Source organism: Methanobrevibacter ruminantium, assembly GCF_016294135.1.
In the GTDB taxonomy this organism is placed as follows: Archaea; Methanobacteriota; Methanobacteria; order Methanobacteriales; family Methanobacteriaceae; genus Methanobrevibacter; species Methanobrevibacter ruminantium_A.
This window is the reverse complement of sequence record NZ_JAEDCO010000039.1, coordinates 1-13,164: the sequence shown is the minus strand read 5'-3', so window position 1 is coordinate 13,164 and position 13,164 is coordinate 1. Positions and strand designations below refer to the sequence as shown.

At 33.0% G+C, this 13,164-nt stretch carries 12 protein-coding genes and 1 pseudogene; all 13 read left to right on the top strand.

What is annotated here, in order from left to right; genetic code table 11:
- A pseudogene (locus tag VW161_RS07755) lies at window positions 1-453 on the top strand (integrase); the annotation flags it as partial.
- A complete protein-coding gene (locus VW161_RS07750; RefSeq protein WP_304136299.1) occupies window positions 440-811 on the top strand; it encodes a hypothetical protein in 372 nt (123 codons plus the stop codon). The pseudogene VW161_RS07755 and the gene VW161_RS07750, both read left to right, overlap by 14 nt.
- A 501-nt stretch (window positions 812-1,312) precedes the next feature.
- Window positions 1,313-4,411, top strand: coding sequence for a hypothetical protein (locus tag VW161_RS07745; protein ID WP_325192876.1), 3,099 nt, complete (start codon window positions 1,313-1,315; stop codon window positions 4,409-4,411).
- 215 nt (window positions 4,412-4,626) lie between these two features.
- A complete protein-coding gene (locus tag VW161_RS07740) occupies window positions 4,627-6,783 on the top strand; it encodes a hypothetical protein (RefSeq protein WP_304088050.1) in 2,157 nt (718 codons plus the stop codon).
- 374 nt (window positions 6,784-7,157) lie between these two features.
- On the top strand, window positions 7,158-7,790 hold the full coding sequence (locus tag VW161_RS07735) for a MotA/TolQ/ExbB proton channel family protein (RefSeq protein ID WP_304136289.1): 633 nt from the start codon (window positions 7,158-7,160) through the stop codon (window positions 7,788-7,790).
- 13 nt (window positions 7,791-7,803) lie between these two features.
- On the top strand, window positions 7,804-8,142 hold the full coding sequence (locus tag VW161_RS07730; RefSeq protein WP_304136287.1) for a DUF2149 domain-containing protein: 339 nt from the start codon (window positions 7,804-7,806) through the stop codon (window positions 8,140-8,142).
- A 341-nt stretch (window positions 8,143-8,483) separates the two neighbouring features.
- The gene (locus tag VW161_RS07725; protein WP_292788330.1) at window positions 8,484-8,681 is read left to right on the top strand and encodes a histone family protein; all 198 of its coding nucleotides are present in this window, start codon (window positions 8,484-8,486) and stop codon (window positions 8,679-8,681) included.
- Window positions 8,682-9,312: 631 nt separating this feature from the next.
- Window positions 9,313-9,681, top strand: a complete 369-nt coding sequence (rpl7ae, locus tag VW161_RS07720) for a 50S ribosomal protein L7Ae (RefSeq protein WP_292777681.1) — start codon at window positions 9,313-9,315, stop codon at window positions 9,679-9,681.
- A gap of 51 nt (window positions 9,682-9,732) precedes the next feature.
- The gene (locus VW161_RS07715) at window positions 9,733-9,939 is read left to right on the top strand and encodes a 30S ribosomal protein S28e (RefSeq protein ID WP_292777638.1); all 207 of its coding nucleotides are present in this window, start codon (window positions 9,733-9,735) and stop codon (window positions 9,937-9,939) included.
- Between the two features lie 48 nt (window positions 9,940-9,987).
- Complete coding sequence (locus VW161_RS07710; RefSeq protein ID WP_295606118.1) at window positions 9,988-10,149, top strand: 50S ribosomal protein L24e; 162 nt, start codon at window positions 9,988-9,990, stop codon at window positions 10,147-10,149.
- On the top strand, window positions 10,146-10,598 hold the full coding sequence (ndk, locus tag VW161_RS07705; RefSeq protein WP_295606120.1) for a nucleoside-diphosphate kinase: 453 nt from the start codon (window positions 10,146-10,148) through the stop codon (window positions 10,596-10,598). The genes VW161_RS07710 and ndk overlap by 4 nt, the downstream gene beginning before the upstream one ends.
- A gap of 112 nt (window positions 10,599-10,710) precedes the next feature.
- Complete coding sequence (infB, locus tag VW161_RS07700) at window positions 10,711-12,501, top strand: translation initiation factor IF-2 (RefSeq protein WP_304089087.1); 1,791 nt, start codon at window positions 10,711-10,713, stop codon at window positions 12,499-12,501.
- 146 nt (window positions 12,502-12,647) lie between these two features.
- The gene (locus VW161_RS07695) at window positions 12,648-13,034 is read left to right on the top strand and encodes a 30S ribosomal protein S6e (protein ID WP_304089088.1); all 387 of its coding nucleotides are present in this window, start codon (window positions 12,648-12,650) and stop codon (window positions 13,032-13,034) included.
- The last annotated feature ends 130 nt before the right edge of the window (window positions 13,035-13,164 follow it).

Sequence of the window (13,164 nt, the reverse complement as noted above, 5' to 3'; positions counted from 1 at the left end):
TATTTTTCCAGAATCAAGACATTCTATAGGCATTTTGAAATTGAATTGCCCTATTTGAATGACATTAAGTTTGATAAGGAGTATCTATCCTCATATTATGACTTGCCTGCAAGAGGTGACATCAGGAAGGTCTGTTCCATTTCCTCTAATGCTTTTAGGGCGCTTGTTCTTTTCATTTCAAGCAGTGGCTGTGCCAAGGCAGAAACCCTTTCCCTTACTGTCGGTGATTTTGTAAAGGCAAGTGATGAGTATCATGATGGAGGTTCAATTGATGATGTTTTATCTTGTTTGGTTGGTAGGAGGGATATTGTTCCTGCATTTTATCTTAAGAGGATAAAGACCAATAAGTTCTATTATGCATTTTGCTCTCCTGAAGCAAGTCATCATATTGTGAAGTATCTGATTTCAAGAAAGGGATTGTCATTGGATGATAGGCTTTTTGACTTTTACTGACAGTTCATTGATCTATAGTTTCAAGAATGTGAATGATAAGCTTAATATGGGATTTGTAGGAAGGTACCGGTTTTTTAGGTCTCATGCTCTGCGTAAGTTTCATGCAAGCAATATAGGACTCAGTGCGGATATTGTTGATGAGCTGCAGGGAAGAGGAAAGTCAAAGGTTCGTGAGGCGTATATGAAGACAAATCCCATCAAGCTGAAGGAGATTTATATGGGTGCTATGCATAATGTGATGGTCTTTGATGATTGGATTGGGGAGTGTGAAAAAGAGGATGATTGTGTGATTATTGAAAAACAGGAAATCAACATTGTGATAAATTTTTCTTTGGATGGAAAAGACTTTAGGATTTAAGTGGAATTATTTTATGGTGTGATGGTTTTTACAGTTCTTTATGAAAGAACTGTAAACTTGTTTTATACATATAGAACAATCTTTTTAACCCTAACTGGATCTTAAAGAAGGAACAATTTTAAGAAAAAATCATTATTGGGCCTTTAAATTACCAACCGGGTATTTTTAGATATTATTTAAAATTAAAAATCTTATCAAAAGATTTATATAATTTACCTAATATAGATTGTATTAATAAAATTTATTTTAATAATCGTTAATCTAGCTTGATAAATTTTAATTAATTTATCAAGATTATTGGAGTAATTTTTATTTAAATTGAATTTTTGACGAAATTTTAATAGGTTTTTATCCAATAACATGAAAATTTATATATTTTTTCACAGTTCTTTCATAAAGAACTGTAAATTTTTTCATGTTTTATTGTGAGAATTTATTAAAAACTGTATTTGCTCTTTTCATAGATAAAAGGGTTGATATGTAATTAAAGAAGGTGATTTATTGAAAATAAAATATATTGCGATATGCTTAGTTCTTCTATGCTGTATTATGGGAACTGCAAGTGCAACAGAAGACATCTCAACAGATATCGTAAGTGATTCTGTTGATGATGTTGCTGTAGATGCAGTCCAAGAGGAAATAAGTGATTCCAGTACAATGGATGAAACTGGATTGGCTGTTTCTGATGATACAACTGTAGAAGGGATTAATGAGGATACAAATGCTGTTGAATTTAATAAACAAAATAATGAATTAAATAGAGGAACTGAAGTTAATGCATCTAACTGGGCAGAGTTACAAACTCAATGTGAATCTTCTGGTTCTAAAGAAATTACATTAAATGGCACTATTTATAATGCAAATAGCCAAATTGATTTTGAGAATAGTGCTACTATTATTGGTACTGATAATAGTTACATTACTGGTACTTATAATGGAGTTCCTTTTTTAAATACTGATAATGATTTAACAATTACTTTCAGAAATGTTAAATTTAAAAATATGAATGTTAATAATCTTCTTGAGTTAGCAGGCACTAATGTGTTTGAGAATTGTAGCTTTTACAACATTACTGCCGCAACTGGCCATAATTCCGTAGTTTATAATACATATGGTACCATGAGCCTTATTGGTTGTAATATCACAAATTCTTCTGCAGGCTATGGTGTTGTAAGTAATTATAATTCTGGAACTGTTACTGATGTTATAATGTATGTTGATGATTGTAAATTCATCAATAACTCTGCTACTGTAGAACCTGGTGTAATTAACAACTGTGGAATTTTATATGTAAATAATTCTGAATTTATTAATAATTCCGCTGGTTGGTGGGCAGGAGCAATTCATACTCATAGCAATGCTCAAACTTACATTAATAATACTAACTTCACTGGAAATGTGGCAGGTTGGAATGGTGGAGCATTATATACATACAGCAAATTAGTCGTATGTAATTCTATCTTTAAAGAAAACAAATGTCATACTAGTGCTGGTGGTGGAGCAATTGGATGTTCTAACTGGGGATCTGCTTATAATATTACCATTTGTAATTGTACTTTTGAAGAAAATGAAAACTTATGTGGCCATACTAACGAAACTCCATCAACTGGAACTGGTGGTGCAATTTCCGCAATGAACAATGGAATATTAAAAGTTTGTGGTTCCACTTTTATCCACAATGTAGCTAAAAATGGTCAAGCAATAGCAGCATACAGTCAAGGTTATATCAGCCCAGAAGGTAACATTACTGAAGGAATACCTAAAGTAATAGTCTGTAACAATACATTTATCAATCATACTTTAACTACTTCAGATACAGTTGAACTTACTGGAAATTACACATTTTCATTTAATAACTTCACTAACTGCTACCAAACTAATTTAGGTACCAATAACATATTTAATAGTCCTGTGAATTCAAATAACCTCATTTCATCTGGAGAATTAATAAATTCCCAAAATATTCTTAAATTTTCCTCAAAAAATATTCTGGGAGATGAACCATCAAGTGAGATATATGTAACAAATACCGATGAATTAAAAGCAGCATATAATCAATTAATCAATAATCAGATTAATGGTGTTATTTATCTTGCAGATGGGACCTATGAATTTAAAAAATGTAAGAATAATGGCGTAAATATAACTTTCGTAGGTCAAGGAGATCATGTTGTATGTACTTTATTTAAGACCATAGTTACATCTATTAGGGTTCCTGAAACAGTATTGACTTTTATTAACTTAACTATTAATTCTGCAGATTTTACAATGAATTCCAACTTTATAAATTGTAGTTTTGTTAATTCAGATATAAACATTTCAAAAGGCATAGCTGAAATTGAGCATTTGGATGAAACACCATTTGGTGTTACATATAATTTTACTTTTGATAATTGTGAATTTAAAGATGCTAATATTGCAAATTCAATATTTACTGTTTATAAATATGGTAAAGTTGTTTTAACTAATTGTACTTTTGATAATATTGTTGCTGATTCCATTGTTAGTAAAAATGGTGACTTTATTGATCAAGATGGTATTTACTTATATGATTGTAAATTTACCAACTGTAATGTTAAAGGTGTAGTTGATATTCCTGGAAATGTTGAGATAGCTGATTACTGTGCTATTGAAAATTGTGATTATGACTTTGATGCTACAACTGACATTGCTATGGTAGATGACTATGCTCACAATTACTTAAACGCTACAAAACTTAAAGTTGTTGCTGTTGACAGTGCTGTTGACATTAGTTCTAGTGAGAAAGGTGTTGTTGTTATTGCTTTAACTGATAACAGTTCTGCTCCTATTGCTGGTGCTACTGTTAAATATACTGTTAATGGTGGTGAAGAGCAAACTGATGTTACTGGTGAAGACGGTAAATTCACCATCACTGGTTTGACCGGTGAAGTTACTATTGCTGTAAGCTATGAAGGAAACGAATCATTCAATCCTATCACTGGCACTAATACCTTTAACTTCACTGAAGAGCCTGCAACCAATGGCACTAACGACACTCCTGCAGCTCCAACTAAAGTTGCAACCAAGCTCACTGCACCTAAAGTGACCGCTACCTACAACGTTGCTAAAAAATTAGTGATCACACTTAAGGATGCAAATGGCAAAGTATTGGCTAACAAGAAAGTCACTGTAAAAGTAGGAACTATTAGCAAAACCTTGAAAACCAATTCTAAAGGACAAGTAAGCGTTGCTGTAAACACCCTTGTACCAAAAACATACACTGCAACAATCAAATTTGCAGGAGACAATGATTACAAGGCATCCAGTCTCAGCGCTAAAGTCACAGTCAAAAAGGCAGCTCCAAAATTAACCGCTGCTAAAAAGACTTTCAAAGTCAAAGCAAAAACCAAAAAGGTAACTGCAACCCTTAAGAACAACAAAGGAAAAGTATTGAAAAAGGTTAAACTTACCCTTAAAATAGGCAAGAAAACCTACACTGCAAAAACCAACAGCAAAGGAGTAGCAACCTTCAAAGTCAAATTGACCAAAAAAGGAACCTACACCGGAACTGTCAAATTCGCAGGAAGCAAATACTTCAAAGCAGCTACCAAAAAAGTCAAAATTGTTGTGAAAAAATAAGTAAATATTTTTTAAGAAGAAAAAGATTAACACTTTTTTCTTCTTATTTTTAATTTTTTTATACATAGAGAATTTATTTCTTATTCCAATCCATATTCAAGTTGGAATAATAAATAAATTTTTTTGTCATAGAAAAAATTTATTTGAAAAAAAAGCTTAATGAAAAGCTTTTTAAAGATAAGTTAGAGGAAAATCTAATGCAAAAAGCGAATAAAATGGTTTTATTATTTTCAATATTTTTAATCTTATTAGTCAGCATCTCTTCTGTTTCTGCAGATAATGCTGACGATTACATATCATCTACAATTGATGAGGAGATCATTGATACGGGCAGCAGTCTTGATAATCCTTCATTAGATTATCTTGCAGATGATAATCCTGTTTTAGGATTGGGTGATGAAAGTGTTGAAGATAATGAAAAAATGGTTTTGTGTTCTGATTCTTCTTCAAATGGTGCCGATTCCAAATCATCATTAAAAAGCACGGGCAATGGCAAATCCTCATTGAAGGATTCTCTTGATTCCGTTTATTATGTGGATAGTGATAATTTGGATTCCTTCTTTGCCGATGGCTTTTTAAAGGATGATTATGCCGATTCAATATTGGTCTTCAATGGAGAATTCAACGATAAGGGAATATTGGATATCAAGTCTTCCAATGTCACCATTATCGGAAACAATTCATTGTTGAAGGACACTGTATTCTGTCTTGAGTCCAACAATATAATGCTTGCTGGGCTTAATTTCGTATGGAATCGTGAATTTGGCGACAATGACAATGCAGGAATCCTTGTCCTTGGTGACAACTGCACTATCTATAACTGCACTATGGATTATTCTGTTCCAGAGACTACTACTGGCTTCTGCGTTTATGCTGAAGGCAGTGATGGAGACAAGATAGAGAATTTCACTCTTGCAAACAGCACCATCAACTTTGTTGGAAACAATCTGCGTGGCGGTTGGGATTATTGCATTTTCATAGACCAGGTGGAAAATGCCATGGTTTATGGGAATAATATAAATTCATCCCTTCCTTTGCGTGCCGTTAATTATGCCTTTGATATTTTTGGAGGCGTGAGCATGGAGTCTGTCGGCGTTTTTGTTGCACAGTCCTCTCCTAATTTGACATTTTCAAATAATAAGGTGTTTTCCTCAGTAAATGGCGGGGGTAGTAGCTATCCTACCTTGGATACTCTTGTGATTTATGATTGCAGCAATTCAACTATAGAAGGCAATGATATTCATGTTGAGGATTTCGACAGCAAGAACGGCAAGGACAATTATTTGCAGGGAATCGACTTGTATTTCTCAAATAATGTCACTATAGTCCACAATAAGATTGACATCAAAACTACCGGTGGTCGTTCAGGTATGGGAACTGCCTATCCGATACAAGTAAATGGTCCTTCCAAAGGTGTTATGATTGCCTACAATAATCTGACCACTGCTAATTTCGGCCCTAACTGTGGAATCTATTCCATGAATTATTATGGTCAGACCCAGAACTATATGATCAGCAATTTCATAAATGTAACTGGTTATGCCAGCACTCACTATTGGGCTTTGGTTGCAGGAATAGAGGTTCAGGATTCAGATGACCTAATCTGGAACAATACAATCATAGTGAACAACATAGGAAATTACAGCAGTTCCAACAATATTTATGGAATAAGCTACTCCCAAAATACTAAGGGAGACCATAAATACAATATCCAGTACAATAATGTGACAACCAATGGCAGATATGCCGTTTCCCTATCAGGCACAGATTCTATGGTTGTTGATTCAATCATTGCAAATAATGTGCTGAATTCCGAAACTTCCAGTGGAAATCGTGCTGTTCGAGTTGGTTCCGGTTACAACAATACTATCCGTAACAATACTGATGGTGTTTTCAGGAATACCTTAAATCCGGATGATTTGCCTGATTGGCTGAAGAATCATAAGGGTTTGATTCCAAGCATTCTAGTTCCTAGTTATTATCGTCCAGATTCAGGTGGTTCTGGATGGACTGATAATGAAGGCAATGGTACTTCTCATAGTGGAAGCGGAAATGCTCGTGGCTATGGTCATGGAAGTCATGATGGTGATGTTTCAGGAAATGGAACAGATTCTAATAGTGATGCTGTTTTAGGCTCTGATCATGATGCTGCTCCTGGTGTTGGTGGAGATGCTTCTCCAAGCATTAGTGTCGCTAGTCCTAGTGATAGTGGAAGCAGTGCTGCTAACCCTAATGCCTATGAGATTGATGAGCATGACAATGTGGTTAGCAAGTCTTCAGATTATTTCCAATTAGGATTAATTTGTATTGTTGCTTTGCTGTTGTTGCTTGTTGGTTATAAGCGTCAGAAGGATAAAGAGGAAGAGGAATAGTTAAAATTTTTGTTTATGATGGAGTGTTTGCCAAAAAATACCAATTTAAGCTTCATATTTTAGTATAAACCTCTAAATTTATTATTTTTTTGGCAAATGCTTTCCTTTTAATTTTTTAATTTTAAAATTAAAGGATAAAAGTTTTGTTTTTTAATTTTAAAATTAATAGATTATTGTGATTTATTAATTGTTTTATCTACATTAGCAATTTATAAAATTTAATATTATAATATTTGTCTAATTATTTTAAAGATTCGATTGATTAAACAATGGTTTCAATTATAATTTTGTATTTTTATTATGTATTGTTTTAATTTAATTGATGGAATTTTTTATTCAAAAAATTGTATAGTTTTTAGGAGGAGTATTTTTATATGGTTGGCACTAATATTTTAACATCTACTTTGGATTTGGTTAGCCAGAGTCTTCAAATCCCTGTGATCATTTTCCTATTGTTGTTTGCAATAGGAGCAATAATCCTATTGGGTGGATTGATTAGGGAGTTCAGGCATAGGAAGACTGTTTCCAATGTGGAGATGAAAAGGTTAATCAATGAGATCTCAAATGCAAACAGTCAAGATGAAATATTGAATATAGTACAATCTTCAGAGATTCCAAATTCCATGAAGAATGACTTAAGGGAGATTACAGACACTGATCTTGATCTTGAATCAAGGATAGCACTTGCAAAGAAACTAGTGAGCAGCAGGGAAAAGAAATTGGAGAAAAGATTATCATACACTGATATTATCACTCGTATCGGTCCTACTTTAGGTTTGATGGGTACTTTGATTCCTATGGGTCCTGGTCTTGCTGCTTTAGGTAGCGGTGACATTGTGACTTTGTCCAATGCTGTCATTGTTGCTTTTGACACCACTGTTGTGGGTATTGGTGCTGGTGCTTTGGCTTATGTAATCAGTAAGATCAGACGCAGATGGTACAGTGAGTACATTGCTAACATTGATGTCTTGACTGATGTTGTCCTTACAAAAATAGGAAAGCTTTAGGAGTAATGTTTTTATGGTTAAGCTTAATCGAAAGACTGCTTTTGAGGAGGAAGAGGAAGATCCAATGACTGGTGTTGCCAACCTTGTGGATGCAATGCTTGTAATAGCAGTGGGACTTTTGGTGTTTCTAGTCATTTCCTGGAACATGCAGGCAATTGTATTCAATGAGGATATTAATCCCGAACAGAGGCAGGATGCTATCAATGCGATGAAGCAGGTAACAGAGATAGATCAAGGCAAGCAGTTGAATGAGACTCCTGATGTAAGTTCAAGTTCAGGAGAAGGGTATGCTGAATTGGGAAAAGTCTATAAGGATTCCAATACAGGCAAGCTGATAATGATAGAGAATTGATTAATTTTCTATTTTTCTTATTATTTTTTTCATATTCTTATTATTTTTTTAAATTTTATCTCTTTTTAAATTCAATCTTTTTTTGATTTTTTTAATATTTTTCTTTTAATCTTTGATTTTTTCAATATTTTTTATTGTTTTTTCTTTTTGTATAATATTTTTTAATGAATTTTGGATTATTTTTATATTTTTTGTTAAGATTTGAATTGAAAAATAATTAATATTTTTTATAAATTTTTACTAGAAATATGTAAATGATTTTGAATTTTAAGCCTTTTTATCGATATATTTATATATTAAAAAATATACAACTATTATTATAAAAATTTGAGGTGTTAAATATGGAATTACCAATCGCTCCTATCGGAAGAATATTAAAAAATGCTGGTGCTGAAAGAGTAGCTGATGCAGCTAAAGCTGAATTAGCTGAAGCAATCGAAGAATACGGAAACGAAATTGCTCAAAAAGCAGTTAACTTTGCACGCCATGCAGGTAGAAAAACTGTAAAAGCTGAAGACATTAAATTAGCAATCAAATAAGATTGCTGTTTAGTATTTTCGGATTTGGATCTAGATTTAAGTAATTTTTACTTTTATCTTTTTCTTACGCCTTTTTACGAACTCTTTATTTTTATTTTTTTTAAGTATCATTAAATAATTGGCTTAAATTGCTAGTTATTTTTCTTCTAAAACCTATTTTTCTAATAACATTTATATACTATAAATAATATATTTTATTATGTCTAGTTCTCTAGAATTTATTTCATTAATACTAAATTGAAAAATTTTATATTATTAGCTGATTTTACTTAAACTAATAATATTCATTGAAAATATTAAACTAGAATAAAAATTTTTTACTTTTATTTTAGGCTTTATTATTTAGTGATGTGGATATAATATTTAGAGTTATAGATTAAAACTTTAAATCTGTAATTATAATTGAATATTTTTTAGCTTCTTTAAGCTAACTTTTTATTATGATATTATATTTAAAGAGATTCAAATTGATTTAATCTTATGTATCATATTTAAAAAGTTTTATCTATAATTGATGGAAATTTAATTTCAAAATTGATTATTTTTAGATATTTGATTATTTTACTGATTTTTATAGTAATTATTTTGCCGATGGATGGCAAAAAGCCAGATGAAAAAGGAGGTAAATTATATGGCAAACATTTATGTAAAATTTGACACACCTGAAGAAATCGCTAACAAAGCAGAAGAAGCTTTAGAAGTAGCACAAAATACTGGTAAAGTAGCAAAAGGAACTAACGAAGTAACTAAATTTATCGAAAGAGGAAACGCAGCTTTAGTCGTTATCGCAGAAGATGTTGATCCTGCTGAAATCGTTGCTCACATTCCTGTTCTCGCTGAAGAAAAAGAAATTCCTTACGTATACTTAGCAACCAAAGATAAAGTTGGTGCAGCTGCTGGTTTAAGTGTTGGAACTGCTTCCGCTTGTATTGTAGATGCTGGAGATGCTGCTGACTTAGTAGCAGAAGTTGTTGAAAAAGTTGCAGAACTTAAAGAATAAGTATTGCGCCTTAGAAGATACATATCTTCAAAATAATTAATAGGTGATAATATGGAAGAAGGAAGTCCAGCAGAAGTTATTGAAGTTCTAAACAGAACTGGTATGACTGGAGAAATCATGCAAGTAAAATGCAGAATTCTCGATGGAAGAGACAAAGGAAGAATTTTAACAAGAAATATCATGGGCCCTGTACGTGAAGGCGATATTTTAATGTTACTCGACACAATCAGAGAAGCTAAGGAGATCAGAACTCCTTAATAACTTAGGTTATTATGAGCTTATCTTACTTAAAGAAGGTGTTTTAACATGAGAACTTGTTCATTCTGTGGTAAAGAAATAGAAGACGGTACCGGTAAAATGTACGTTAAGAAAGACGGATCCATCTATTTCTTCTGTAGTAGTAAATGTGAAAAAAATATGATCAAACTTGGTAGAGTACCAAGAAAAGTTAAATGGGTTAAACAATGATTGAAAGAAGCTTTGTTATGATGAAACCTGATGCGGTATCTAGACGTTTAATGGGTCAAGTTTTAAGCCGTTTTGAAGCTAAAGGTCTTAAAATCGTAGCTATGAAATTAAGACAAATTGATGAAGATTTAGCAAAAGAACATTATGGAGAACACTCTGAAAAACCATTTTTCAACGGTTTAGTGGAATACATCACTTCTGCTCCAGCTTTAACCATGGTTATTGAAGGGGACGATGCTATTTCTGTAATCAGAAAAATGGTAGGAGCAACCAATCCTAAAGAAGCAGATGTTGGAACCATTAGAGGAGATTTCGGTATGGATACTGGAAGAAACATTATCCACGCATCTGATGCACCTGAATCTGCTAAAAGAGAAATTGCTCTTTTCTTCGATGAAGAAGAAATTTGTGATTATTCTATGTCTGATAACGCTTGGATTTACGAATAGATTCGGATTTCTAAAAAAATCGGATATTCGTTGTCTGTAATCGAATTAAAATTATTATTGTTTAAATTTATTGAATTATTTAATTGAATTATTTAGTTGTGAGTGGAGTTATATGAAGATTAGATCCCCAATTGTATCTGTTTTAGGTCATGTAGACCATGGTAAAACTACCCTTTTGGATTATATCCGAGGAAGTACTGTAGCTGATAGGGAAGCTGGAGGTATTACCCAGCACATCGGAGCTACTGAAATACCAATAGATACAATTAATGAAATATGTGGCGATTTTATAGCCAGATTATCCATTAAGGATACAATTCCCGGATTGTTTTTTGTAGACACTCCGGGGCATGCTGCATTTACATCACTTCGTAAACGTGGTGGAGCTTTAGCGGATTTGGCTATTTTAATTGTTGACATTAACGAAGGTTTCAAACCTCAAACCTATGAGGCAATCAATATATTGAAAATGTATAAAACTCCATTTATCGTTGTAGCAAATAAGATTGACAGAATCTTTGGATGGGATATCCATGAAGGCGCTTCCTTTATGGAAAGCTTTAAGGAGCAAGCTCCAAGAGTGCAAACCGATTTGGATTTGAAAATCTATGAGCTCATTGGAAAATTGCATGAGGAAGGATTCCAGTCTGAAAGATTTGACAGAGTCACTGACTTTGCAAGCCAAATTACAATCATTCCAATCTGTGCAAAATCAGGTGAAGGTATCATTGAGCTAATTGCAATGTTGCTCGGTCTTGCTCAGGAATACTTAACTGAACAATTGGAAATCCATGAAGACGCTCCTGCAAAAGGAACTGTATTGGAAGTCAAGGAAGAAACCGGTCTTGGAGTGACCGTTGATAGCATTATCTATGATGGTGTGCTCCGTGATGGTGATGAAATTGCTTTAATGGATGCAAACAATGTTGTAAAAACCAAAATCAGATCTATCTTAAGGCCTCTCCCTCTTGAAGAGATGAGAGATTCCAAGAAGAAATTCAAAAAGGTTGATGAGGTTGTTGCAGCAGCAGGTATCAAGATAGCTGCTCCAAATCTTGACGATGTTGTTTCAGGTTCTCCTCTTAGAGTATTGAATGATGATGAGGATGTTGAAGCGGAATTGTTGAAGGAATTGGAGGACATTACCGTTGATACTGATGATGAAGGTTTATTCGTTAAGGCAGACACTTTAGGTTCCCTTGAAGCGGTTGTTCACTTGCTTAAGGAAATGGAAATTCCAATTAGGTCTGCAGAAATAGGTGATGTAAACAAAAGGGATGTAATAGATGCATCCATTGCTAAGGATGAAAACATTGAGCATGGTGTAATCATTGCATTTAATGTAAAGGTACATCCAAAAGCTCTTGACGATTTAAATAATTCTGGCGTTAAGCTCTTCCAAGGTGATGTAATCTATCAGATCACTGAAGATTATGAAGCTTGGGTCCAAGAGAGAAAAGAAGCTCAGAAAAAGCAATGGCTTGATGCAATCATCAAACCTGCTAAATTCATGATTCTTCCAAAACTCATATTCAGGCAAAGTAAACCTGCAATTTGCGGTATTGAAGTTGAAGCAGGAACCGTTAAACAAGGATATGCTTTAATGAGTGCAAATGGTGACTATGTAGGTACCATTGCCAGTATGGAAGATAAGGGTGAAACATTGACTGCAATCTCCAGAGGTCAAAGGGTTGCTATGGCTATCAACGATGCTGTAGCTGGAAAGGACTTTGAAGAGGGAGACACATTATATGTAGACATTCCTGAAAAGCATTATAAGATTTTGGAAAGAGAGTTTAAGGACAAATTGAATGAAGATGAATTCATGGCCCTTGATGAAATCTTGGAAATCAAGCGTAGAAGAGATCCGGATTGGGGTAAATTCGGTCTTTTTGAATATTGATTAAATCATAGTTCATATTTCAATGAGATTCTGGAAAGTTCATTTAACAATATAATTTGATGATGATTTCACATATATTAAGATTATAGAATAAATACTAGAGATTAGGAAAGATTAAATTCCGAAAAATAAAAGGAGGAATTTTATTGGCATTTAAAATTGTTGTATCTGAAAAAGAATTAAGTTATCAATTAGAAGTTGATGATGGAAAACAATTAAACGGTTTAAAAATCGGAGAGGAATTCGATGGTCAAATCGTTGGTTTAGATGGCTACACTTTAAAAATCACTGGTGGTAGTGACAAAAACGGTTTCGCTATGAAAAAAGACGTTGATGGTCCTAGAAGAATCAAAAGTCTTTTAACCGGTGGAGTAGGCTACAAACCTATAGGCGATGGTGTTAAAAGAAGAAAAACCGTAAGAGGAAACACTATCTCTGAAGATATTGTTTTAATTAACACTGTTGTTACCAAAGCAGGTAGCAAATCCATATCTGATATCTTAAATCCTGAAGAAGAGGAAGCAGAAGAATAATCAGATAACTAATGATTAATGAAATTTATAATGAAATTCCCATTTCATTATTATTTTTCAATTTTTCATTGAGTCTAAAATTAAAATAATTTTTATTTGAAATTATTAAAATTAAATTTTTATTATATTT